The sequence below is a fragment of the Paenibacillus sp. ALE2 genome (assembly GCF_054113385.1).
Genome location: NZ_CM134213.1, coordinates 5,049,971 through 5,073,526 on the forward strand (window position 1 = coordinate 5,049,971; position 23,556 = coordinate 5,073,526).

Genomic DNA, 23,556 nt, shown 5'->3' on the forward strand with positions numbered 1-23,556 from the left:
AGCAAGCTGCCCCTGCTTTTCAAGGGGATGATCCGGCTATCCATTTTTAACCATTCCACCTGTTGTTTAAACACGTACGCTTTGACTAGGATAAAGCAGGCGGGATTACATACCCTTTAAATAGGGTAAATACATAAAGTTTCGAAAGTTTTATCAGTTTAGCCTGGAAGCTACGGACAAGGAGCGAGCAAAAACCATGAGTAAGCACATAATGACCAAATTAAGCTGGAACCTTTTATGTATGTTCTTCATCCTAACTATGCTGGCTGCATGCAGCAGGGAGAAAGCCTCAACTCGAAGTATGGCCCAACACGAAGCTGAAGCACGTGCCTATACCGTGACAGGTAATCCGAACCAAGCTGCATCATCCCTTGATGAACGAGCTGCCAACGATGCACCTGTCCACCAGCAAGGCAGCAGCTATGTCGAAATATCAGGTGACGTAAGTATAGATAAAAATACAGTGAAGGTTACAGGGCATTCCAATCTGCCGGCTGGAGCACGGATCAAAGGGAATCTTGCAGTCAAAAACTCTCTGTTAACCGGATATACGGACGAGACAACTATTCAAAAGGACGGAAGTTTTGTACTTCAAGTACACCGACCTGGTATACAGGGAAGTATGGATCTGACTGTTCTGTTCCGTCCAGATGACCAAGACAAAGAAATACGAAATCTGTATGGTAGTGGTGGCAACAAATTAGAAGGCCCTTATGTATATCAATACGAAGAAAACGAACAACTTTTGCAAGAAATTCGGATAGGTGCTGAGTTTGATCCTGAACAAGACCGCCATGTCCCTCTAATTAAGCCTGTCTGGAACAAACCAAAGGACTACGGTAATCCTCAAGTGTGGATTAAGCCCGATGTGAGGCAAAAAGGAAATTATTATCACGTATATGCGCGCAGCAATTTGCTCGAGGGTTCGGACGTCAAGCTCACAATTGATTTTCCGGGACGATGGCAGTTTGGCTACGATGATCAAACCAAGGTCATGCCTGATGGTTCCTTCAGCATGAGGGTCAAAAAGCCGAGCCTTGCCAACCGCTACACCCTGGTCATAAGTTTCGAGCCGAACGAAGATATGTGGATCAACGCCAAACAGGCTTATGGTACAAAAGGAGAGCGTCTTGCGGGATCATTAGTTAAATCCGCAGACGACAAAAAGGGCTCCAAACGGATTGAAGCCCGTGTCCAAATTCAACCCAAATCGTACTAGGCAGCCAAAGGAATCCTATATCATCTAGCTGTTATGGCTGTATCGTGACCGGCGTCCCTATACTTACCTTCTCTTGAAGCTCCAGTACATCCTTATTATGCATTCGAATGCAGCCATGTGACACCAACTTGCCAATGGACCATGGCTCATTGGTGCCGTGAATGCCATAATGCGGCTTGGATAGCCCCATCCAGAACGCTCCGAAAGGACCGCCCGGATTGGGCTGTTTATTAATAATCGTAAATTGCCCATGCGGTGTTTGTGTAGCCACCTTCCCAATACCGACTGGATAACTAAGAACGATCTGACTTCTATCTTTTAAATATAGACGACGATCCGATAAATCCACCACAATGCTGTAGTTCGGCATATGTTCACCCCTCTACACCATATGCCGACTACCACATAGATTTTCTTAAATTTCTACAAATGATGTTTCATGACAGCTCGCCTTACCACTCCACATCACGTCGCCAACCACCTCGCTGATCCCTGCGGCCCGGAGTTGTACTTGAACGGCTATCTTTTCTACGTCGGTCTGCTTCCTTGCGTGCCTGATATTCCAGTTCCCGCTGCATCTTGCGATAATTGTTCACTCTGGATTCAGATAATTCCCCTCTTTGGATAGCTTCCTCCACCGCACATCCAGCTTCTCCCTTGTGCTTGCAATCGGCAAAACGGCATTGCTGAGCTGTTTCCATAATATCAGCAAAGGTATGAGCTACACCCGTGGAATCATCCCATAGATTAAGCTCGCGCATACCGGGTGTATCGAGCAGAACGGCTTGCTTTGCAATGGGAAAAAGCTGTCGGTGTGTGGTTGTATGCCTGCCTCGGCTGTCTTCCTCCCTCACATCCTGTGTCAATTGAACTTCAGCCCCGGATAGCCAGTTCACTATTGTGGATTTGCCACTACCGGAAGAGCCAGTTAAAGCAACCGTACACCCAGGCTCAAGGAACGCCTCCAGCTGCTCTCTGCCTTCGTTCTGCAAAGCAGAAATTACGATAACGGGTACTCCAGGAGCAACTCCTTCCGCTTCTGCAACCCGCTGTTCGACATCTTCACAAAGGTCACTCTTACTCAACACGACAACCGGGTTTACTCCGCTATTCCAGACCATGATTAAGTACCGTTCTAATCTGCGCATATTAAAATCATGATTCAGCGCATTAACAAGGAAAAGCGTATCTACATTGGTCGCGATCAGTTGCTCCTTCGTCTCAAAGCCTGCGGCCTGTCTAGATATTTGGCTTTTGCGTGGCAAGACAGCATGGATTACTGCATCCGATACTTCGTCCGACGTGGTGATGGCCACCCAATCCCCTACAGCCGGCATTTCCGCCGGGTCAACAATAGCATGTCTTAGCTTACCTGAAGCGGCTCCCCAGCGTTCCCCATCCATCGTAATAAGCTTCACCTTTTGTCCATAATCGGCAATCAAGCGGGCAGGGCGTATCTGCGTGTTTCCTGCTCGTTCCTCATAGTTTTGCTTCCATTGGTCCCACAAACCGTTCCAGTAATCAGACCAACCGTATTCATGTATACTCATTATTTTCCTCCTGAGATCATGTTTAATTTTTTTTGGTGTTACTCAATAGGTGTACATTTTTCTCTCCGCAAGCAAACAACGCAAAAAATCCGCAGGGAAACCCCTGCGGAAGGTATACAGCTCAAGCGATGTGATCCGTTCGTTCACTTATGCAAGCAGTCTTACACGGACTACTTTCGAAACCAACAACCGGATAACAAAACACTTGACCATAAAAAAATCCGCAGGGAATCACTCCCTGCGGATTTCGTTGGTTCTACTGTCCAACCAACTGCTGAGCTAAGACTATAGATCTAACAGTCTTTAGCCGTGCATCGTCCGTGCGGGAGACAAGTCATTCTGCTGCTGAACCCATTCACTCATGTTCGTACGCATATAACATCGCCTCCTCCTAAAATTTCCTTTATCATACAAGTCCATCAATTGTCTGTCAAGGCTGATTCTAAACATTTTAAACTATTTCAAGTTTTGTTTAACGTACCTGATCCCATCGTGTCCACATTTCACGCGGGTTCAATTCGTACATTTCCCGCTCCCTGTACATAAACTGATGCATGATCAGTTCACGCCGAATCGTCGCAAAATCCTCATGGTATTGCTTGATCCACTCGTTTAGTTCACGTTCAGGATAGATGCGCCCTGGCTCCAGTTTTTCGGCGAGCATCTGTAGTACGATCAATTTTTTCTTATACTGGGCAGGAATTTGACGCAACTTGCCGTCCTTGGCAAAAAAATTGCGTAAAACCGTTGCTTCCAGCGTTTCATTCAATTCGGACATATCTTCCTCTTCCTCTCCTTTTTCAAAAATAAAACGCACTGTCGCCTCGGCATGCTGCCGAATCAGCTCTGGGTTCAGTGTAAAATACACTGTGTTTTTATCACGGCGTTCCTTAATCAACCCGACCTCTCGGAGTTTGGAAGCATGATGCGTAACCGTAGGCTGTGACAGATTTAGCTTTTTCGCCAAAGCTTGACCATGCATCTCACCACGGGATAAAAGGAGTAATATTCGCATACGCGTTGGGTCCGCAAGTGCTTTATGATAATTGACCATTTTATCTAGTTGCACCGTAACTGCACCTCTTTTCACTACTACAGATTTGCTATGCAAGCAAATTCGCTTAACCTAAATAGATAATTATCTAATTATATGTTTGTCAAATGTTTCTGTCAATTCTCTCTTCCATCATCTCTTTCTGAAAACGGCTGGATATTGTGCACACATTACGGTAGGATTATTATTTGAAAACTTCTTACACACTGAGCTATTTGCATCAATTCTGAGATCCGTTTGACGAAATAAACTAATACAACTGGAGGTTCATCCAAATGCACGACGTAATCATTATCGGTGGCGGACCTTGCGGACTATCCGCTGCAATCGAATGCAGCCGCAGAGGTTTGCGTACGATCATTATTGAAAAAAGCAACATCGTTCACTCCATTTTTCTGTATCCAACAAATATGCAGTTTTTTAGCACCGCTGAACTATTGGAAATCGGTGATGTTCCGTTCAGCACTCCCAATGACAAGCCTTTTCGTCATGAAGCACTTGCGTACTATCGCAAAGTAGCCTCACATTATAACCTGGACATTCAGCATTATGAGGAGGCTCAATCCATTCAGCGGCAGGAAGACGGTACATTTACCGTACATACTCTAAGCAAACGGGAAATAACCAAGAGCTATTCTTCACGCTATGTCGTCGTGGCTACGGGATATTTTGATCATCCGAACTATCTGGGCATTCCCGGGGAACAATTGGATAAAGTCACTCACTATTTCAGCGAAGCCCACCCCTATACAGGAACCCGGGTCGCAGTCATCGGCGGTAGTAACTCTGCGGTAGATGCTGCAATGGAATTGGTGCGGGTCGGGGCTACGATTGATATGGTTTATCGTCGTAATGAGTTGTCTCCATATATCAAACCGTGGGCTCGTCCATTGTTCGACAGTATGGTACAAAAAGGGAAGATCACACTGCACTTAGGCGCACGCATTACTGAAATTCATCCAGACCATGTTATCGTCACTCCGATGAACACAGAAGCATTCCAGCTCGAAAATGATTTTGTACTGGCACTGACTGGATTTCACCCAGAACGAAAACTACTGGAGTCTGTCGGCGTCCACATGGCTGAAGATCTGGACAAACCCGAATTTAATCCTGCCACGATGGAAACTAACATCCCAGGTATATATGTCGCCGGAGTTATCGCTTCAGGCAGCAATGCCAATGAAGTGTTTATCGAAACAGGTCGCTGGCACGGGCGTCAAATCGCCGAACATATCCAAAGTTAAACGATCGAAGGAGAACAACTGAATGGATTACAGCTCACTTATCCTACTGGTACTGGCTGGCCTTGGAATTATCAGTGGCAACTCAACCGTGACGATTGCTATGGTAGTACTACTACTGCTGCGGGTAACCAGCTTTCATACTGCTTTCCCCTGGCTTGAAAAGTATGGCTTGACGATCGGAATTATTATTTTGACGATTGGGGTCATGACCCCGCTAGCCAGCGGTAAAATCAGCATCAATCAGGTGACAGAGTCCTTCCTGCACTGGAAGTCCCTGCTCGCGATTGGTATCGGAATTCTGGTAGCCTACCTTGGCGGCCGCGGAGTAACTTTGATGTCCGGACAGCCTATTATTGTGACAGGTCTACTGATCGGGACCGTCATTGGCGTTGCCTTCTTTAAAGGGGTTCCTGTTGGACCTCTGATTGCTGCCGGGCTGCTCTCCTTATTAATCGGTCGCTCCTAAATTTCTAGACACAGGATTGAAAAGAGCCGTTCAACAAATATACAAATGAATGATGGCAATCTGCATATCTGGCTGAATTCAGTCCCGCTTTGTGTTATACTCAAATCGCATAATTTGGTAAATGCAGGAGGCTTGACCGATGTCTCGACAATTTGTAACGGAAGCTGTAATGGTGGCTATATATGGCCAGCTGCTTACATCTCCCGCCCCTGTGGAATATATAGTGCCTTACACATCACTGCTAGAGCTGTACGAATTCCAGGACAGTACAGAGCCTCTCATGGATAACCCTATGGACGATCAACATGTGAAGCGAAAAGTAAGTGAGCTGATCAGTTATTTTGAAGAACCGTTGAATCAGAAAAAAATTCGGCGTGCCCTTCAGATGCCTTGGGCGAAAAGCTTGCCAATCCTATTCGATGCCAATACATCACTCATTGTCATTAATGCTGTTGATACGGCGCATTACGGAGAATATTTTGATCCGATTGAAACCGAACTGGTGTTGACAGCTCAGCGTGAAACATTACCCATCCTGACTGATCAACTGGACTGGATTCACCGCATTATCGAAGCTTCCGTACCTGTACATGTGTACGATATTGATGATTTTGATTTTGCAGTCGATGGTCCGATGTTTAACAACCCTTAACAATACGGCATCCTGCCCTAACCACAATAAAGCGGCGGAGTATCATGTGCAGGTTCATCCCCTGCCACACGATACTCCGCCGCTTTTCATGTCCATAAACCATTACTAGCATACTATTTTTAACGTGGAGGCATTAAGCTTGTTCATCCTTTTCATAGGTGTAAATAATGTCGTCATGTTCCTCCAAATACTTAACTTCCAGATGGTGGCCCTTCAGATACCAGTAATCCTGGTCCTCCATATAAAACGTAATGCCAGCCGCTTCATGCTGTAATGCAGGGTGCTGCGGAGGCTCTACGGCAATTCCCAGAGAAAAGCCTGGATGCAACCCACCGCCGGAACTATAGCGAACAAAAAAACGGATGGAATCTCCACGATTCAAACCGAGCTCCTTAATGTACCACTGTGCCGCAGGTTCAGTTACCTGTATGCTCATGCGTTATGCTCATCTCCTTGTACAATGACATCCTGTTAACTATATCATAGCATCTTTTGGAATAACGACCAACCGTCTCTCCCCATGCGGCTTCCTGGACAAGTCATATACATTTTTTTGAAAAAGGTTTGACAATTCGTAAAAAAGGGTGTTAAGATTCAACCATACGAGATCCATTTTGAAATTTATTACCAATTTGAACGATAACTCATGTAAGAATAACCCCATTTTGAGGAAGAAAGGAGTGTTTCCGGTGCTAAAATTTATGATTGTATTTCACCCACATCTACAAACAAAACAACTTCATACCGGAGCATCTCCCCTGTCGCATCCTTTAGAATTGGGCCATTTCTGTTGTATGGTTTAATACGAGTGGCTGCCTGCGTTTGAGCAGTTTTTCAGTGGTGAGTGTGCTGAAAATACCTGCACGCCATATGATATTGAGATTTAAGGCATATCGTCTGCGGACGGTATGCCTTTTTTGCGCCTGTTGCCGAATCGTACTTGTGGCAGCAAGCCGCTGTTGTTTCTTCAAAATGGTACACAACTCTCGAATGAACTTAACATGAAAGGATGGGATTCCTCTTGTTCTCAGTACTCAAAAATTTAGGCTGGTTTTTTAAAAGAGAACGAAGCCGATACGCCATTGGATTGTTTTTGCTGATTGCGGTTGGCGTTTTGGAGCTTGCTCCACCTCGGCTGCTAGGCAGCGCCATTGATGAGATTGTACGCGGTTCGATTTCCTGGTCCTCGCTTTGGCGTTATATTTTGTACATCATAGGCATTCTTGCCGTCATCTACTACATTACGTACATATGGATGCACAAGCTGTTTGGTGGTGCTAATCTGGTGGAGCGCCTATTGCGCACACGTTTTATGAATCATCTGCTGCGGATGACCCCTCCATTTTTTGAACGCAATCGTACAGGCGATCTGATGGCTCGTGCCACGAACGATCTTCGGTCTGTCGCAAGTACAGCAGGCTTCGGTATGTTGACATTAACGGACTCCACTGTCTACCTTACCGTTGTATTGGTTGCCATGGGCACCCTGATTAGCTGGAAGCTAACACTGGCGGCCATTCTGCCCCTTCCTTTTATTGCGCTGGCCATGAGTATTTACGGTAAAGCCGTACATGAGCGTTACACACTGGCACAAGATGCATTTGGCGATATGAACGATCAGGTGCTGGAGTCGGTGGCTGGTATCCGTGTCATTCGGGCTTATGTGCAAGAACGAATGGACGAAAAACGTTTTGCCGATATTACTGAGGATGTGTTTCGTAAAAACTTGGCAGTGGCCCGAATGGATGCTCTCTTTGAACCAACAATCCGTTTATGTGTAGGACTTAGTTACGTTATCGGACTCGGGTATGGTATTTATCTGGTATTTCATAACGATATCACGCTAGGCGAACTGGTATCCTTTAACATGTATCTAGGAATGATGATTTGGCCGATGTTTGCCATTGGCGAACTGATTAACATTATGCAGCGCGGTAGCGCTTCCCTGGACCGGGTCAATGAAACTCTCGATGTCCAGCCAGACGTTCAGGATGTAGCCCAACCTGTTCCAGTGGATCATCCCGAATCCATCACTATGAAAGACGTGACTTTTCGTTATCCTACCTCCACGGTTGACAATCTGTCACATGTGAATCTGGAGCTCAAACGTGGAGAAACACTAGGTGTCGTCGGTCGAACAGGCAGTGGAAAATCCACTTTGCTCAAACAGCTATTGCATGAATATCCGACTGGCAGTGGTGATATTTTAATCTCCGGCACTCGGCTGGAGGACATTGCAGCGGAACAATTACACAGCTGGATTGGCTACGTGCCGCAAGAACAAATTTTGTTCTCCAAATCGGTGCGCGAGAACATTCAGTTCGGAAAGCCTGGGGCCGATGATGATTACATCATGGAAGCGATCCGTACGGCCGCCTTTGATCAGGATTTGGGAACCCTGTCCGATGGGCTGGATACACTCGTCGGAGAAAAAGGCATCGCCCTGTCCGGCGGTCAGAAGCAGCGTGTTTCGCTTGCGCGCGCCTTTATCGGTGATCCGGATATTCTAGTACTCGACGATGCACTATCAGCAGTAGATGCCCGCACGGAAGCACGTATTATTGACAATATCCGTCATAAACGCTCGGGTAAAACAACCTTGATCTCCACCCACCGTCTATCGGCTGTAGAGCATGCAGATCGGATCGTCGTGCTGGAGCAAGGACGTATTATTGAGGAAGGAACCCACAATGAGCTGCTTCAAGCTGACGGATGGTACCGACAACAATATGAACGGCAACAAGTGGAATCTGATCTGACCTCAGGGGAGGTATCCTAATGAAACCCAATATCGGCAAAAGGCTGTTCCAGTATGCACTGACGAGCAAAGCGGGTTTTATTGCCGCTCTCATCGCCCTGGCTATTGGAGTAGCCGCTGAGCTGGCCGGTCCCTTCATCGCCAAAACGATGATTGACGACCACATGCTCGCTATTGAAAAACCATTTTATGAAACGACTAGTGTGGACGGCACTATAAGTTATGCTGGAACCCATTTTAAACGTGAAGATCGCTTTGAGGCCGGGGAGACCAAAGGGCGCGAAGCGAGGATTTTACAAGTCGGCAGATCTTTTGTATTTGTCGATGGTTCCGTCCAGGTAGCGGATGGTAACCGATCCTTTACGAACGGTACGCTGACCGTGACACGCGGCTCCGACACCTTTCGTTATAAAGCTAAGGCTCTAACGGCTGATGAGCTGTATAGCTTTTACAAACCGGAAATGCCCGGCATTTTTCAGCTGATTGGGTGGTATTGCTTCTTTTTAGTCGTTTCGATTTTTGCCGAGTTCGGCAAAACATACTGGCTGCAATCCTCGGCGAACAAAGTCATTCAGAAGCTTCGGCTTGATCTCTATGCACACATTCAGCGCTTGCCAGTTTACTTTTTTGATAACTTACCCGCAGGCAAGGTCGTATCCCGTGTTACGAATGACACGGAGGCAGTCAAAGATTTGTTTGTGGCTGTACTCTCAAACTTCACTTCAGGGATTGTAACGATGGCAGGGGTATATGTGGCACTCTTTCTACTGGATTTCAGACTGGGTCTTATCTCTCTATTTATTGTACCGTTGCTGATCTTATGGATTGTATTGTACCGCAAGGTTGCAACCCGCTATAACACGATCATCCGATCCAGGCTCAGCGAGATTAATGCGATTATTAATGAATCCATTCAGGGGATGTCCATTATTCGTGTATTCCGGCATCAGAAACAAACACAGCAAGAGTTTGAAGAGTTAAATGATGACTATATGAAGCATCAGAATAAAATGCTGAATTTGAACGCTTTTACTTCGCACAATTTGGTCAACGTGTTGAGAAACCTCGCCTTCGCTGTCGTGTTGTGGTATTTTGGATCTGCGGCGCTTGGCACTACAGGTAGTGCGATATCACTAGGGGTATTGTATGCCTTCGTCGATGTGCTGGGTCGATTGTTCCAACCTATAACGGGGATGGTCAACCAGCTCGCCGTACTGGATACTTCCATCGTATCCTCAGGACGCGTATTTGAATTGATGGACGAAACTGGAGAGCCGGTGACAGATGGTACGATGCCGCGTTACAAAGGCCAGGTAGAATTTAATGATGTTTCCTTTGCCTACAAAAAGGATGATGTGCTTAAGCATATTTCCTTTACAGCACAGCCCGGCCAAACGGTTGCTCTTGTCGGGCATACCGGATCAGGTAAGAGCTCGATTATCAACCTGCTATTCCGGTTCTATGATCCGCAAAAAGGAACGATCACCATTGACGGAACGCCTGTCAAAAGTATTCCTAAGCAATGGCTTCGCCATCATATGGGTATTGTGCTTCAAGACCCATATTTGTTCACAGGTACGGTAGCCTCTAATGTCAGTCTCGGAGATAGTAGAATTACGAGAGAGCAGGTGAATAAAGCGCTGCATGACGTTGGAGCCGACAAACTGCTAGCCCATTTGCCCCAAGGATTTGATGAGCCTGTTATTGAAAAAGGCAGCACCTTATCCGCCGGGCAACGTCAGCTTATTTCTTTCGCTCGCGCGTTAGCCTTTGATCCGGCCATTTTAATTCTGGATGAAGCTACCGCCAATATTGATACCGAAACGGAAGCGCTCATCCAATCTGCTCTTGAAGTGCTCAAAAAGGGACGTACGACCTTTATCATTGCCCACCGTTTGTCCACCATTCGTAGTGCAGACCAAATTTTGGTGCTGCATCGGGGTGAAATTGTTGAACGGGGTAGCCATGACGAGCTTATGGCCCAGGGTGGACGTTACTTCCAAATGTATCAGCTTCAGTCAGGAACGGTTGCAGCAGAATCTGCATCTTCCTCAGCTACACCTTCTGCGCAAAATGACTTGCTTACAGGTAAAGTCGCATTTAAAGCTTAAATAATACTAGAGCCTGGGGCTAACAATTAATATTTAGCATGAAAAAGCCAGCGGTCTCCATTCATATTGGGGACTCGCTGGCTTTATTTTATATATGACATATCTTGTCGTTTTATTTAGCTACAGACGTGCCTGTACCTGTGGGAGGAAGCACTGTTCCATCGACTGCTTTGAGCGTAACCTTATACTTACTGTCTACCAATGTACTGGTATGGGTATCCGTAATGACTTGAATGTTCATTTCACCCGGTTTTGGACTCGTCAGCTTGTAGTAAATGACTGCATTCGTTTCATCTACGTAGTCGATGTGATCCACTTCAATGCCATAACCCGGATTAGGTGCCTGCAGACGAGTGATGGTCACTTTGTTCTGCTGGTCATTCGCCTTCTCTATGCTCATACTAATATTGGTTTGTTGAGCCGGGTCTACAGGCTCAGCTGGATTTTCCGGAGTGGCTTGCACCGGTTTATGATTTTGTACAAACTCGGATGCATGATAGACCATTTCAGCTGCCTCCATCCGCGTTACTTTACGATCCGGGTTAAAGTTACTCTTTTCATCCAATGTTGCAATTTTGGTCAACAAAAGAAATTGAACTGCTTCGTTCGACTCTTGGTCTAATTTTTTGCCATCTGCTATGTTAATAAGCATACGGACCGTTGGATATTCCCCCGTTGCACTCACTGCTTTATACAGAATATTCGCGAATTGCTCCCTAGTCATGCGGGTACTTGGATCAATATCCGGTGACAGAGGGATTTGGTGCTGGACTGCAATCCGATAGGAATCGGCATACCATGCGGAAGTCGGAATGTTTGCAAAGGAGCCCGTTGTAAAATCAGGCATAACCTGAAGATCCATCGCCCGAACAACCAAGTGTACTCCTTGTGCATACGTGAGCGTTTGATCCGGTGCAAACTTATCCTTGGTTATCCCTTGAATAATTCCTTTGTTCTGAAGTGAACTTACGATCTTCTCCTGCTCAGCTCCCTTTATATCACGAAAGGCAGAAGCCGACGTAGCCACAGCCAATGAACAGACGACAAGCAGCGCAGCTGCCACGCTTTTATTTTTGATCATGAGATACACCTCCATGTTTACTTTGCTTCTATACTTACGGACGCAATAAAACCATCAAATGTTTCAAATATGCACAAATTGGTTGCAAAACATTGGAATACCCTGCGATTAGTGTAACCCGTCTTGCTCTTTTCTGCTCACCATCTCCATGCAAACCCAAAAGTGTCTATGATAGTTTTCCTTTTGCAGCGCCTTTTAGAGAAAAGAGCTAATTCGCAGTAATTTTAGCTAGCAAAAGCAGCAGTGCACCTAACAAAAATACCCACTTGTGGTAGCTTACATCCGGTTAGGGGCTTTCAGTCCAAGAAGTCGCAGTGTACTTGCCAGCATATCTGCAGTCTGTTCCGCCAACTGAATGCGCCACTGTCCACCATCGACAATCCTTTCCTTAGCATAAAAACGGTTGAACGCCTGTGCTGTATCCAATGCAAATCTAGCAATAACCGAAGGTTCCAGTTGCTGAGCAGCACGTATCAGCTGCCCGTGATAGCGATCCAACTGCTTAAGCAAGGCCCAGCCTGCGTCACCCAGCATTTCATCCGAAACGATATTCCATTCAGGAGAATGCCCTTCTTGACCAAGGACGTTGTCACTGGAATTAGAATCAACCTCAGCGCGAGCGCGAGCTTTCTCCAGAAGGCTGCGTATACGCGCATGGGTATACTGCACATAAGGGCCAGTCTCACCTTCGAAGGTCAATGCCTCCTCCAACGAAAAATCCACTTCATTCAGACGGTTATTTTTTAAATCGCCAAAAATAATCGCTCCGATGCCGACATCTTCTGCTATTGCCTCTTGTTCCAGCAAATTGGGATTCTTCTCCGTAATAATGGCTTGAGCACGCGCTACAGCTTCATCCAGCACTTCCTCCAGTCTCACCACCTTGCCGCGTCTTGTGGACATTTTTTTGCCTGCAAACCGCATTAAACCAAACGGTACATGCTCACATTGCTCTGCCCATGCCTCCCCTGCATGCTTGAGCACCGCAAATACCTGTTGGAAATGTAACTTCTGTTCCCCGCCAACGACATACAGCAGCCGATCAGCCTTCATCACTTCATGACGATAAATCGCTGTTGCCAGGTCACGGGTGGGATAAATGGTGGTCCCATCCTTTTTCAAAATAAGACATGGTGGCAGCTGCTCGTCTTCCAGACGAACCACAAGTGCCCCATCACTTTCCTCCAGCAGTCCTTTTGCTCTTAATTGGGCAACAACTGCCTGCATCTTATCATTGTAAAAGCTTTCCCCCAACACATGGTCAAACGAAATGTTAAGACGTTGGTACATACGATCAAATTCACCCAGACTGACTTCAACAAAAAACTCCCATAGTTGTTGAGCCTCAGTATCCCCGTGCTCCAAACGTCGGAACCACTCGCGGCCTTCATCCTCCAAAGACGGGTCATGCTCAGCCTCCTGATGAAAACGGACATATAACTTCAATGATTCCCCGATCGGATCCTGTTGTAGCTGCTCTTCATTGCCCCATCTTTTATAGGCCGCAATTTGCTTGCCAAATTGTGTCCCCCAATCCCCTAGATGATTCACACTAATCGGTACATATCCGGTTTCACTAAGTATGCGATACAAGGCGGCACCGATAACAGTAGAACGAAGATGACCGATACCAAATGGTTTGGCAATATTGGGCGAGGACATATCAATTACTACTCGCTGTCCATGCCCAATATTGGGCTTGAGAAACTCAGTCTTGCTCAATTCAGCTAGCATAGGTGGAATATGAACAGATCGATCCAATGTAATATTTACATAGGCACCCGATGCTGTAGCGGTTAGACCCGCTTCATGGCTTACTAGCTCTGCCAATTCCATTGCAATATGCTGTGGAGACTTTCGAAATTTCTTAGCCAGCACAAAACAGGGAAACGCCACATCTCCCCATTCAGGCTGCGGAGGCACCTCGAATAAAGATAAAACTTCTTTCTCCTCCAAGCCCGTATGAGCTAAAATAGCTTGGGTAGCAATCATCAACAACATGTTCCTCTCTCCTTCTTTTTATAGGATCTAACAAAAAAAGCCCTCGTCTCTTGATATAATCAAGAGACGAGAACTTCGATATCCCCGCGGTACCACTCTTCGTAAATCGGTTGTGTAGATAAAGCTAGCTTACACAAATCGCGATTTCACTCCATTGACAAATAACGGTGTCAGCCGGGTTGATCTACTAGAAGTTCTTATCGTTGGATCAACCGTCTCCCGGGTGCGCTTCACATCGGATTTCATACCGGCTTCCACCTCTTCCGGCTCGCTGTAATGATACGGTTCCGTTGCTACTCTCCCGTTCCTTGACGTTAATTCCCACCATTATACAAACCTATTTAGTAGAAAGCAACCTTTTATTCCCTCTTCAGGGACTAGTTCTGTATATGTAATTACACTGCCACCAATTGGCGACAAGCCTCAACACAATGACGGCAGGCCTCTGCACAATGTTTGCAATGATTATGGGAATGCTTGCTGCATTCAGCAGCACATACCTCACAGGCTTTGGCGCATAGCTCACAGATTTCCTCGGCAAAATCCGTTCCGCGCTGCAACATTTGAGCAGCAAACCCACATATCTCTGCGCATTCCCTACTCACTCGAATACATTCACGCAGCATAGCTAAATCATATTCCTTCAAACTTGCTACATAGCATACATTGCAAGCGTTCATACATTCCAGGCAAGCATCCACGCATTTTTGGTATGAATGATTCATAATACAATTACCTCCCAGTTGTTGATCCTGCTGTACTATTACCCGCTGAGCCTTGAAATTAATCAATTGATGTTCGCGCTTTCAACAAAATAAACCCAGAAAATCCCGACTTATGTAAGGAAGTGTACTATATTCCAAGGTGCAAGCGCAAGGATATTAATCACATAACTTTTTATCCCTCGTTTCTGACTTGCATCCAGTCGGTCATTCCTCTATTGTAAAAAAAGAATATGCTTAACCATGAATCAAGGAGTGAAGATTGTAATGAACATAACATCTGTAGAGGAGCACCGACGGGAGTCTCCGCAGCAGGTTAACTGCATGGTCGTGACCGTCTCTGATACACGAACCATGGAAACCGATACTGGGGGACGACTGCTCAAGGAACTACTAGAAACGAATGGGTATAAGGTTGTTCGATATGTTATCGTCAAAGACGACTATGAGGGTATCCGGCAGTTGGTAACCGAAGCTGCAGCACATAAGGACGTCGAGGCTGTACTTTTAACAGGTGGTACTGGCATTTCTCCGCGTGATACTACATATGAAGCCATCTCCTCTTTACTGGATAAGGAACTACCTGGCTTTGGTGAAATCTTCCGTTACTTAAGCTTTGCTGAGGACATTGGATCAGCAGCTATATTAAGCCGGGCTGTAGCGGGTACTGTGGGCCAGACAGCTGTGTTTTCTATGCCTGGCTCCCGCGGAGCCGTTCGTTTGGCAATGGAACGCATTATTGTCCCTGAACTGCGACATGTGATGAGAGAAATTTATAAATAAGCTCCTATTCCACACATGCGCCGACACAAAAAGGCACCCCATATGAATGAGGTGCCTTTTCACATTATTCTTTTTCTTCAACTTCGGGCTGCATGTAGCTATCAATCAGCCTTTGCTTCAGCTCCCATACCTTCTCGCTAAGATTTACGCGATAAATTTCAGGATTCAGCTTCCGCAAATATTCTGGCCAAAACAGTTTCAACTGTGAAGCATGATAGGCACGAATTTCATCCAGTTCGGGAAGCTCGTATACCTTCTGTCCATTTATAAAAATAGGTTCAAGCATCGGTACAGCTTCGTAATTTTCAACATACTTCTTCATATATGGATGCAAAGGGTTAAACAGCTTCAGGCGCTTACCATTGCGCGGACGTTCTTCATCCGGGAAAGAAATGTAATCAGCTACAGCTCTCCCTTTCTTCTTATCCACAATGCGGTATACATCCTTTTTGCCTGGTGTAGATACTTTTTCCGGGTTACCCGAGATCTTAATCGTCGGCAGCATTTCACCGTCTACTTCCCGCTCAACCAGCTTGTACACTCCGCCTAATGAAGGTTGATCTGAAGCCGTAATCAGCTGTGTTCCTACACCCCATACATCAATACGTGCACCTTGGGCTTTTAGATTGAAAATCGTATTTTCATCCAAATCGTTGGAAGCAACAATTTGTACGTAATCCAAACCTTCGGCATCCAGCATTTCCCGGGCCTGAATAGATAGATAAGCCAAATCACCGCTATCCAAACGGATGGCATTCATACGCTTGCCTTGACTCTCCAGCATCTTTGCTGTCCGAATCGCATGAGGAACACCGCTCTCCAGCGTGTCAAAGGTATCTACCAGCAATGTAACCTGATCTGGCAAAACCTTCGCGTACACGTCGAACGCCTCTTGCTCCGTCATAAAGGTTTGTACCCATGAATGGGCATGTGTTCCTTTTGTCGGAATCCCAAAATGTTCGCCTGCCAGCATATTAGAAGTCGCATCGAAACCTGCAACATAAGCTGCACGCGCTCCCCAAATCGCTGCATCTGCCTCCTGCGCACGCCGTGTACCAAATTCGAGCAGTGTATCGTCACTGGCCACCTGCTTGATACGCGATGCTTTTGTCGCAATGAGTGTCTGGTAATTCATAAAATTCAACAACGCCGTCTCGACAAGCTGCGTTTCCATAATTGTTCCTTCAACACGGACCAGAGGCTCATTTGGAAAAACAAGCGCCCCTTCTTTCATCGAATGGACCGTTCCGCCAAACTTAAACTGGCGCAATGCCTCCATGAACATGGGATCGTACTTTTCCTCCTGCTCTGACAGATAGCGAATGTCCTCTTCTGTAAACCGCAAATTTGAGATGTAATTCACAATGCGTTCCAGACCAGCGAACACGGCATATCCATTACCGAAAGGGAGCTTACGAAAATACGCCTCGAACACAGCTTTACGTTGGTGACTTCCGTTCACCCAATGGGCGTACATCATATTAATCTGATATTTATCTGTATGTAATGCGAGGCTCGTTGACTTCATCGTATCATCCTCTCTGACTGTCCCTGGTCCCTGGCTTGGTGACGGCATACCGTCTTGTCTGCCCAGATTCAGCAATATCCGACTCCATTTTGTTATCGGACATTGGTGCACAATCATTCAGTTATTTTACTTCTTCTGGCGCAAAAGCGTATCTTCAGCCGACCACACCGTGGCTCCAAGACTTCCCTCAAAATGGCCCAAAGCCCAGTCATGTCCCGCCTGATTAAAGCTCGCCACAGCGTCCTTATATACGGTAATAGCAAAACCTTTGTTATAAGCATCTACAGCCGTATGCAGCACACAAATATCTGTACACACACCAATCAGATGTACTTCCAGAATCCCGCGTTCGCGCAACCTGAGTTCCAGATCTGTACCAGCAAAAGCACTGTATCGTGTTTTATCCAACCAGTAGATACGATCACTTTGTTGCTTATAAAGGCTATGGAGCTTCCCATACAATTGTCGTCCATCGGTTCCACGTATATTATGTGGAGGAAACAGCTTACTCTCCGGGTGATAAGGGTCATTCTCCTCATGTAAATCAACAGCCATGACAACAAAGTCCCCTTGCTCTACATAGGCCTGCGTGATGGCTGTGATCCGTTCATCCAGCTCAATCGCAGGTAGCCCCACAGGCAGACTACCATCCACAAAATCCTTCGTGTAATCAATAACAATCAGTGCCTTCATCGTACAGTCAGCTCCTTATCATCAAAGTGAGATTGCACGCTCTATGCGTAACCTATCCCAATAAACGTTACGTATAGATAGATAAACGCGGTACCCTATCACTAAAGCGATATAACTGGGCCGGTCTTTGTGAATATTGATTGGAACTCAGCGGTTTACCATTCTCATCCCGAACCTCTTCCAGTATTCCTTGTCTGCTACGAGTCGATGTTATTTTGCGAATAAAATTCGGCTCTTCGAAATCCGGTACGACGCTCTGAATCACCTGATACAATTCACCCAGTGTAAAATGTGGCGGTAAAAACTGCTTGGCTATCGTTGTCTGAAGCATCTGCAACTGAATCTTGCGATAAGCATCGACTATGATATCCCGGTGATCGAACGCCAGCTCCAATTCCTCCAACGCTTCTCTGATCGTAAATAACCCGACCTCAGAAGCATCATCAGCCGCTTGCCGCTGCTCTAGCATCCATTCCTCTACCAACGCAAAAAAAGCATGCGATATGATCCACCCGCGCGGATCACGGCCTGGTCCACTATATACGCCCAAATACTCCAGATGCCCGCCGTCTACACCGGTTTCCTCTAACAGTTCCCGCTTGGCCGCTCCATATATGGATTCATCTTCTTGACAAAACCCTCCAGGCAACGCCCAGCGTCCCGCAAACGGCCAACTCCGGCGCTTGATGAGCATCACTTTCAGCTCACGAATCGGCAATGTCTTTGTTACCGTCTTGCGCTCACGCTTCGTTAAAGTAAACATTACGATATCCGCCGGAGCACCATCCGGGGTACGGTATTTCTTAATGTTATAAGACGCCTTCTGCGCCTCTTCGTTTATACGATTGCTATCCATTGGCATCACCATATTATATCGTTTTGATAAATTCATTATGACATAATAAAAATTTTTGTCAAGCGTTAGGCCTTACCTGAGTCACTTGCTTGTTGACGCAACACTCGGAACGTTGCTGTAGCTGTACAACCGAGTGTACCTTCGCTATCCCTTACTTCTGCCTCGGTGGTTATAGTGCGGCCTCCCTGATGAATAATCCGTGCTTTAACCTCCAGTCGTCCTTGTCCCATGGCTGACAAGAAATGAACATTCAGGTTCGTTGTTACACATGGATCCATATTTCGTGAAGCCATACTGACCATCCCCATCGCCTGATCCATCAATGAAGTGAGCACCCCCCCATGTACAATCCCCATCATATTGGTATGATGTTGTTTGGCCTCCAAAGCGATATGTGCCTCGTTAGCGTCAGCTGTGATCAGCTCACATCCTAAATACTCCCAAAAGGTATTATCTTCACCCTCTAGCATCTTACGCAACTTATCCATTCCCTCTCTTCCATCCCTTCTATGCTGTCGCAATTCTCTTGATGTCCCATGAACATATACGATGACTAATTGCTTCCGAAAAAAAGGCGTGGAAGCTAAGCCTCCACACCACAAATCTTATTCTAGTCACTGCAATTAGAGGAGGAAGTGACCTTCCCCTCTTCTACGTTCACCTTTTCAGCAACCGTATCACGGATGGCCGTGATCACCATTTGCAGTAGCTCATTAATTTCCACCTGGCTCTGCTGAAACTCTGTTACAATTGGAATACCGTCAAGCTCTTCCTGTAGCTCCTGAAGTTCAGCCTCTATTTTAGCAATCATTTTTTGATTCTTTAAAGATTCAAATGCTACAATTTCCTTTTGCTTCTTCTTCATCGTTGCAATCAGTTGCTGGATGCGCTCATGATCCTGAATCTTTTCTTCTGCTTTCCGGAACACCTGTACTTCCTCACTGCTGCCCAGAATACCCGCCAACTCTTTGGCCTTTGCCAATATCATATCGCGATTGACCAAATGATCATGCTGGCGCGCCGCCGATTGAAGTTCTGTTTGTTGCAACCGCTCCTCTGTCATTGTCCATCGCTCCTTTTCTCACTTAGATGGTCTTGCACGCAGCCTTTTATTCAAACCGCATGCAGCCCGCTAGACTGTTCTTTTTATCCGTTAACCGCTACTGGCGTTTGAACCAAGTCACCTTTAATGTAGAAGGTCATAGGTTCTGTAATTTTAACTTGGACAAAGGAACCAATCAGATCCTTCGATCCTTCAAAATGAACCAGCTTATTGGAACGAGTCCGACCAGCAAGCACGTTGCTGTCATTTTTGCTCTCGCCTTCCACCAGCACTTCCACCACTTCGCCACGCAATCGACTATTAAAGCGAAGGCTGTTTTGATTCACAGCAATGTTCAGACGCCGGAGACGCTCTTTTTTTACCGACATAGGCACATTATCTTCCATCGAAGCCGCTGGTGTGCCTTCACGTGGTGAATAAATAAATGTGTAGGCAAAGTCATAGCCCACTTCACGCACCAAAGATAGAGTATCTTCGAACTGTTCGTCTGTTTCACCCGGGAAACCGACGATAATATCCGTTGTCAGAGAAGCATGCGGAACAGCTGCTTTTATCTTCGCGGCCAGTTCCAGAACACGCTCACGAGTATATTTTCGGTTCATTTTCTTCAATATATCCGTATTACCGGATTGTACAGGCAAATGAATATGCTCCACCAGATTGCCACCCTTACCAAGGACTTCAACCAAATGGTCGTCAAAGTCACGCGGATGAGAGGTCGTAAAACGTACACGCGGAATATTGATTTTGCGCATATCATCCATCAGATCTCCGAATCTGTAATTCATATCCTTCAAATCCTTGCCATAGGCATTGACATTCTGACCCAACAAGGTAATCTCTTTAAATCCTTGACGGGCCAAATCCCGTACCTCAGCAATAACATCCTCTGGTCGGCGACTTCTTTCCTTACCACGTGTGAAGGGAACGATGCAATAGGTGCAAAACTTATCACAGCCGTACATGATGTTTACCCAAGCCCGCATACCCTCGCGCTTCTTCGGCAGGTTTTCGATAATGTCGCCCTCCTTGGACCACACTTCGACCACCATTTCTTTGCTAAAGAGTGCTTCCTTAACGAGCTGAGGCAAACGGTGAATATTATGGGTACCAAAGATCATATCGACAAAACCATGTTTTTGCATAATGCGGTTCACGACATTCTCTTCCTGCGACATGCAGCCACACACTCCGAGCAAAAGTCCTGGCTTTTCTGTTTTGAGATGCTTGAGGTGACCCAGCTCACCAAACACTTTATCTTCCGCATTTTCACGGATAGCGCAGGTGTTCAGTAAAATGATGTCTGCTTCCTTCCGATCCTCGGTTGCCTGGTAGCCCATTTGCTCCAGCAAACCTTTGATTGTTTCGGAATCATGCTCATTCATCTGGCAACCGAATGTATATACGATATAATGCTTGCCCTCACCGATATGCTTTAGCTCATCCGGGACTGCGTTATCATACAATACCTGTACGTCCTCTTTACCACGCTGCTTTTCTTTTCTATGGTTCGGCTCCGCCATAATGTTGATTTCACGTCCGCGAATACGAATCTTTTTGCTATGCTCATCTTCAGAAATAATCTTCGCATCCGAGAAATCAAAATATTTGGAGTAATCTTTTGTTTCCTTAGCCATTCGCTGGTCACTCCTTACACCATCTATTTCACGAGCTAATTTGTGATTTACTGTATCTTTAGGCAGTTGGTTATTTTATTTTATGCTCCAAAAAACCTTTGAAAAAGGCATTACACTAAATTATAGCATGATTTATAGGTCATAGCCATAGATCATCCCCGGATACGAATCAGATGCAGTGTGATGCACAAAGTTTTTTATGTATAAGGTGAGCATTGGTGTATTTATAGTATATAAAAAAAGCCCGACTCTTTTGCAAGAATCGGACTTTTACAACTTGTGTATTCAATACGTGTATTAGTCTACGATTTCAGCAGTGTCACCGTTTTTCACACCGGCTCCGTTCGCTTCATCCGTGTCAATATGCATATCCAAAGCAAAAGAATCGGACACACGTGCAAGAACATTTTCAAATACAAGGCCACGTTCGCCGCCAACACGTACTTTCAGCAACTGCTTGTCCTTAATGTCCCATTTAGCTGCATCGGATGTATGGAAATGGATATGGCGGGCTGCTACGATAACGCCTTCTTGCAGTTCCACTTCTCCGGCTGGTCCTTTCACTGTAATTCCTGGTGTACCATCAATGCTACCGGATTCGCGTACAGGTGCCTTTACACCAATAGCAAAGGAATCTGTGCGAGAGATTTCCAGTTGGGAAGCTGGACGAGCTGGTCCCAAAATGCGAACCTTATCAAATTGGCCTTTAGGACCAATTACAGCTACCGTTTCATTTGCGGCAAATTGTCCTGGTTGGGACAAAGGTTTAAATTCAGTCAATTGATAGCCTGCTCCGAACAAGATTTCAATATGCTCTTGAGTCAGGTGAATATGACGGGCGGAAACGCCGACAGGTACGATTTTAGTCATCGTGTGGTCACTCCTTTTTCTCTATACAATACTTTACACATCTATGTTATTATACTCCTATTTCGACAAGAAAGAAAAGGATAGCGCATAAAGTTCCCTTTTTCGCCCTAACCAGCCATACATATCGTCCATATAAAACTGGGATCAAACCGTCATTTTTGCAAACAGAAGAAAGAAAAGCATGATCTCAGCTACGATGAGATGAGGAACTACAATAAATATATTCAGAATAAACAGCGCACAGAGGATTCCAGTTAAGAAAAGAATGACTCTGAGACGAGGTTTAAGATGACTCAATCTGTACTGATGGAATACCAGCAAAACTGACAAAAAATAAATAAAAACAGAAGCAAAAGTAAAGCAAAGCACAAAAGTATAGGCTGCTTGCCCTAAAAACAAGAGCTGTATGGAAGCCGCAAGCATGCTAAGAGAAAGATAAATAAACAAATGACCATAGATAATAGTCTGTCCTGCTGTTTGTTTGGATTTGTCTACGCGCTTCTCTATATTCTCAAAATATTGCCACCAGATTGCGATGACCAATACAAATGTCAAAGCAGCAAAACCAATGGAAGAGATCGTGAAATGATCGGATTGTAAAACAGAAAGTATACTTATCACTGATTCTCCAAGCAGGATTAAGGTGAACTGTGCAAAACGCTCCAAAAGATGCTCTGTATGGATAGGTGTGATCACCAATTTTTTACGACCGATTAATGGAACGAGGATATCAACCGCAATGCCAGTATACAAAATCAAATATCGAACCCACGAGTCGAAGAAAAGGGAGAAGCTAGAGATAACGATCCCAACCCAAAGATAGGTTCCAAAAAAACGAGCTGTTTCCTGTTTATGAGCCGTTTCCTTGGGGGCCAAAAGCAAATATTGAACGACAGTCAAACCTCTTAAGCCAATATAGCCAACAAAAAAAGATACATAATACGCATCAAAATCTATATTCAGGCTAGCAGTCATGATTAACACAAAAAATAATTGCAAAATCATAAAAATCCGATGCGTTATACTGTCTTGACCAAAACGATTGTTATAGACTGTTTGCCCCACCCATGCCCACCAGATCGGAATAAAAATCAAAATAAACTTCTCTAAATTATGCCAACCAACACTACCATGCTCAACATGTAGTAAAACATGAGTTGCCTTGGACACAGCTGCTACAAACAATAAATCATAAAAGAGTTCAAGCCAGGTAACCTTTTTTATCAGCATGATGTAACGGAGCTCCCCTCTAGTATGGCGGTATA

23 protein-coding genes and 1 other annotated feature are annotated in these 23,556 nt (G+C 45.5%); of the genes, 7 read left to right on the forward strand and 16 right to left on the reverse strand.

The window, feature by feature from the left end:
* Positions 1-196 precede the first annotated feature (196 nt).
* A complete protein-coding gene (locus ACXHJ1_RS21560) occupies positions 197-1,219 on the forward strand; it encodes a flagellar motor protein MotB (protein ID WP_258957356.1) in 1,023 nt (340 codons plus the stop codon).
* 31 nt (positions 1,220-1,250) lie between these two features.
* On the opposite strand, the gene ACXHJ1_RS21565 is transcribed toward ACXHJ1_RS21560, so the two are convergent.
* From ACXHJ1_RS21565 to ACXHJ1_RS21575, 3 genes are all read right to left on the reverse strand, one after another.
* A complete protein-coding gene (locus ACXHJ1_RS21565; protein WP_457905215.1) occupies positions 1,251-1,589 on the reverse strand; it encodes a L,D-transpeptidase in 339 nt (112 codons plus the stop codon).
* Positions 1,590-1,671: 82 nt separating this feature from the next.
* Complete coding sequence (gene rsgA / locus ACXHJ1_RS21570; protein WP_457905216.1) at positions 1,672-2,769, reverse strand: ribosome small subunit-dependent GTPase A; 1,098 nt, start codon at positions 2,767-2,769, stop codon at positions 1,672-1,674.
* 472 nt (positions 2,770-3,241) lie between these two features.
* On the reverse strand, positions 3,242-3,838 hold the full coding sequence (locus tag ACXHJ1_RS21575; RefSeq protein WP_013370777.1) for a DUF2087 domain-containing protein: 597 nt from the start codon (positions 3,836-3,838) through the stop codon (positions 3,242-3,244).
* Positions 3,839-4,098: 260 nt separating this feature from the next.
* Here ACXHJ1_RS21575 and ACXHJ1_RS21580 point away from each other — a divergent pair, with 260 nt between their 5' ends.
* From ACXHJ1_RS21580 to ACXHJ1_RS21590, 3 genes are all read left to right on the forward strand, one after another.
* Positions 4,099-5,070, forward strand: a complete 972-nt coding sequence (locus ACXHJ1_RS21580) for a YpdA family putative bacillithiol disulfide reductase (RefSeq protein WP_457905217.1) — start codon at positions 4,099-4,101, stop codon at positions 5,068-5,070.
* Positions 5,071-5,092: 22 nt separating this feature from the next.
* Positions 5,093-5,536 (forward strand): DUF441 domain-containing protein, encoded by a 444-nt coding sequence (locus ACXHJ1_RS21585; RefSeq protein WP_013370775.1) that lies wholly within the window; start codon positions 5,093-5,095, stop codon positions 5,534-5,536.
* Positions 5,537-5,675: 139 nt separating this feature from the next.
* Positions 5,676-6,188 carry an ADP-heptose synthase gene (locus tag ACXHJ1_RS21590; protein WP_457905218.1) on the forward strand — a complete coding sequence of 171 codons (513 nt, stop codon included), beginning with the start codon at positions 5,676-5,678 and terminating at the stop codon, positions 6,186-6,188.
* Positions 6,189-6,321: 133 nt separating this feature from the next.
* On the opposite strand, the gene ACXHJ1_RS21595 is transcribed toward ACXHJ1_RS21590, so the two are convergent.
* Together ACXHJ1_RS21595 and ACXHJ1_RS21600 are read right to left on the reverse strand one after the other, a co-directional pair.
* Positions 6,322-6,624, reverse strand: a complete 303-nt coding sequence (locus tag ACXHJ1_RS21595; RefSeq protein WP_016821022.1) for a HesB/YadR/YfhF family protein — start codon at positions 6,622-6,624, stop codon at positions 6,322-6,324.
* Between the two features lie 334 nt (positions 6,625-6,958).
* On the reverse strand, positions 6,959-7,159 hold the full coding sequence (locus tag ACXHJ1_RS21600) for a hypothetical protein (RefSeq protein ID WP_225164874.1): 201 nt from the start codon (positions 7,157-7,159) through the stop codon (positions 6,959-6,961).
* Positions 7,160-7,209: 50 nt separating this feature from the next.
* On the opposite strand from ACXHJ1_RS21600, the gene ACXHJ1_RS21605 reads away from it, so the two are divergent.
* On the forward strand, positions 7,210-8,967 hold the full coding sequence (locus ACXHJ1_RS21605; RefSeq protein ID WP_025364676.1) for an ABC transporter ATP-binding protein: 1,758 nt from the start codon (positions 7,210-7,212) through the stop codon (positions 8,965-8,967).
* A complete protein-coding gene (locus ACXHJ1_RS21610) occupies positions 8,967-11,057 on the forward strand; it encodes an ABC transporter ATP-binding protein (protein WP_430212144.1) in 2,091 nt (696 codons plus the stop codon). The genes ACXHJ1_RS21605 and ACXHJ1_RS21610 overlap by 1 nt, the downstream gene beginning before the upstream one ends.
* Positions 11,058-11,169: 112 nt before the next feature.
* Here ACXHJ1_RS21610 and ACXHJ1_RS21615 read toward each other — a convergent pair whose 3' ends face one another.
* From ACXHJ1_RS21615 to ACXHJ1_RS21625, 3 genes are all read right to left on the reverse strand, one after another.
* Entirely contained in the window at positions 11,170-12,138 is a 969-nt protein-coding gene (locus ACXHJ1_RS21615; protein WP_107734212.1) for an S-layer homology domain-containing protein, read from the reverse strand.
* Between the two features lie 276 nt (positions 12,139-12,414).
* Positions 12,415-14,139, reverse strand: coding sequence for an arginine--tRNA ligase (gene argS / locus ACXHJ1_RS21620; RefSeq protein WP_107734213.1), 1,725 nt, complete (start codon positions 14,137-14,139; stop codon positions 12,415-12,417).
* Between the two features lie 59 nt (positions 14,140-14,198).
* Positions 14,199-14,457, reverse strand: a binding site (T-box leader).
* 77 nt (positions 14,458-14,534) lie between these two features.
* On the reverse strand, positions 14,535-14,864 hold the full coding sequence (locus ACXHJ1_RS21625; RefSeq protein ID WP_016821017.1) for a four-helix bundle copper-binding protein: 330 nt from the start codon (positions 14,862-14,864) through the stop codon (positions 14,535-14,537).
* 264 nt (positions 14,865-15,128) lie between these two features.
* Here ACXHJ1_RS21625 and ACXHJ1_RS21630 point away from each other — a divergent pair, with 264 nt between their 5' ends.
* Positions 15,129-15,644, forward strand: coding sequence for a MogA/MoaB family molybdenum cofactor biosynthesis protein (locus ACXHJ1_RS21630; protein WP_290403363.1), 516 nt, complete (start codon positions 15,129-15,131; stop codon positions 15,642-15,644).
* A gap of 64 nt (positions 15,645-15,708) precedes the next feature.
* Here the strand turns inward: ACXHJ1_RS21630 and ACXHJ1_RS21635 are convergent, their stop codons facing one another.
* The 8 genes from ACXHJ1_RS21635 to ACXHJ1_RS21670 all read right to left on the reverse strand — a co-directional run bounded on the left by ACXHJ1_RS21635 (position 15,709) and on the right by ACXHJ1_RS21670 (position 23,521).
* Positions 15,709-17,172 (reverse strand): nicotinate phosphoribosyltransferase, encoded by a 1,464-nt coding sequence (locus ACXHJ1_RS21635; RefSeq protein WP_016821015.1) that lies wholly within the window; start codon positions 17,170-17,172, stop codon positions 15,709-15,711.
* A gap of 126 nt (positions 17,173-17,298) precedes the next feature.
* Complete coding sequence (locus ACXHJ1_RS21640; RefSeq protein WP_107734214.1) at positions 17,299-17,865, reverse strand: cysteine hydrolase family protein; 567 nt, start codon at positions 17,863-17,865, stop codon at positions 17,299-17,301.
* Between the two features lie 67 nt (positions 17,866-17,932).
* Positions 17,933-18,721, reverse strand: a complete 789-nt coding sequence (locus tag ACXHJ1_RS21645; protein ID WP_013370763.1) for an NUDIX domain-containing protein — start codon at positions 18,719-18,721, stop codon at positions 17,933-17,935.
* A gap of 65 nt (positions 18,722-18,786) precedes the next feature.
* Positions 18,787-19,209, reverse strand: coding sequence for a PaaI family thioesterase (locus ACXHJ1_RS21650; protein WP_457905219.1), 423 nt, complete (start codon positions 19,207-19,209; stop codon positions 18,787-18,789).
* A gap of 122 nt (positions 19,210-19,331) precedes the next feature.
* Positions 19,332-19,784 carry a RicAFT regulatory complex protein RicA family protein gene (locus ACXHJ1_RS21655; protein WP_016821012.1) on the reverse strand — a complete coding sequence of 151 codons (453 nt, stop codon included), beginning with the start codon at positions 19,782-19,784 and terminating at the stop codon, positions 19,332-19,334.
* Between the two features lie 83 nt (positions 19,785-19,867).
* Positions 19,868-21,421 carry a tRNA (N6-isopentenyl adenosine(37)-C2)-methylthiotransferase MiaB gene (gene miaB, locus ACXHJ1_RS21660; RefSeq protein ID WP_019687016.1) on the reverse strand — a complete coding sequence of 518 codons (1,554 nt, stop codon included), beginning with the start codon at positions 21,419-21,421 and terminating at the stop codon, positions 19,868-19,870.
* A 297-nt stretch (positions 21,422-21,718) separates the two neighbouring features.
* Positions 21,719-22,291, reverse strand: a complete 573-nt coding sequence (gene pduL, locus ACXHJ1_RS21665; RefSeq protein WP_016821010.1) for a phosphate propanoyltransferase — start codon at positions 22,289-22,291, stop codon at positions 21,719-21,721.
* A gap of 144 nt (positions 22,292-22,435) precedes the next feature.
* Positions 22,436-23,521 (reverse strand): low temperature requirement protein A, encoded by a 1,086-nt coding sequence (locus ACXHJ1_RS21670; protein ID WP_107734215.1) that lies wholly within the window; start codon positions 23,519-23,521, stop codon positions 22,436-22,438.
* Positions 23,522-23,556 lie beyond the last annotated feature (35 nt).

Coding starts and splice junctions, on each gene's coding strand:
- argS (WP_107734213.1), bottom strand. CDS start 14,139: ATGTTGTTGATGATTGCTACCCAAGCTATTTTAGCTCATACGGGCTTG.
- pduL (WP_016821010.1), bottom strand. CDS start 22,291: ATGACTAAAATCGTACCTGTCGGCGTTTCCGCCCGTCATATTCACCTG.
- ACXHJ1_RS21560 (WP_258957356.1), top strand. CDS start 197: ATGAGTAAGCACATAATGACCAAATTAAGCTGGAACCTTTTATGTATG.
- ACXHJ1_RS21590 (WP_457905218.1), top strand. CDS start 5,676: ATGTCTCGACAATTTGTAACGGAAGCTGTAATGGTGGCTATATATGGC.
- ACXHJ1_RS21565 (WP_457905215.1), bottom strand. CDS start 1,589: ATGCCGAACTACAGCATTGTGGTGGATTTATCGGATCGTCGTCTATAT.
- ACXHJ1_RS21610 (WP_430212144.1), top strand. CDS start 8,967: ATGAAACCCAATATCGGCAAAAGGCTGTTCCAGTATGCACTGACGAGC.
- ACXHJ1_RS21655 (WP_016821012.1), bottom strand. CDS start 19,784: ATGACAGAGGAGCGGTTGCAACAAACAGAACTTCAATCGGCGGCGCGC.
- ACXHJ1_RS21670 (WP_107734215.1), bottom strand. CDS start 23,521: ATGCTGATAAAAAAGGTTACCTGGCTTGAACTCTTTTATGATTTATTG.
- ACXHJ1_RS21625 (WP_016821017.1), bottom strand. CDS start 14,864: ATGAATCATTCATACCAAAAATGCGTGGATGCTTGCCTGGAATGTATG.
- ACXHJ1_RS21585 (WP_013370775.1), top strand. CDS start 5,093: ATGGATTACAGCTCACTTATCCTACTGGTACTGGCTGGCCTTGGAATT.
- ACXHJ1_RS21645 (WP_013370763.1), bottom strand. CDS start 18,721: ATGGATAGCAATCGTATAAACGAAGAGGCGCAGAAGGCGTCTTATAAC.
- ACXHJ1_RS21630 (WP_290403363.1), top strand. CDS start 15,129: ATGAACATAACATCTGTAGAGGAGCACCGACGGGAGTCTCCGCAGCAG.
- miaB (WP_019687016.1), bottom strand. CDS start 21,421: ATGGCTAAGGAAACAAAAGATTACTCCAAATATTTTGATTTCTCGGAT.
- ACXHJ1_RS21580 (WP_457905217.1), top strand. CDS start 4,099: ATGCACGACGTAATCATTATCGGTGGCGGACCTTGCGGACTATCCGCT.
- ACXHJ1_RS21640 (WP_107734214.1), bottom strand. CDS start 17,865: ATGAAGGCACTGATTGTTATTGATTACACGAAGGATTTTGTGGATGGT.
- ACXHJ1_RS21650 (WP_457905219.1), bottom strand. CDS start 19,209: ATGGATAAGTTGCGTAAGATGCTAGAGGGTGAAGATAATACCTTTTGG.
- ACXHJ1_RS21615 (WP_107734212.1), bottom strand. CDS start 12,138: ATGATCAAAAATAAAAGCGTGGCAGCTGCGCTGCTTGTCGTCTGTTCA.
- rsgA (WP_457905216.1), bottom strand. CDS start 2,769: ATGAGTATACATGAATACGGTTGGTCTGATTACTGGAACGGTTTGTGG.
- ACXHJ1_RS21635 (WP_016821015.1), bottom strand. CDS start 17,172: ATGAAGTCAACGAGCCTCGCATTACATACAGATAAATATCAGATTAAT.
- ACXHJ1_RS21595 (WP_016821022.1), bottom strand. CDS start 6,624: ATGAGCATACAGGTAACTGAACCTGCGGCACAGTGGTACATTAAGGAG.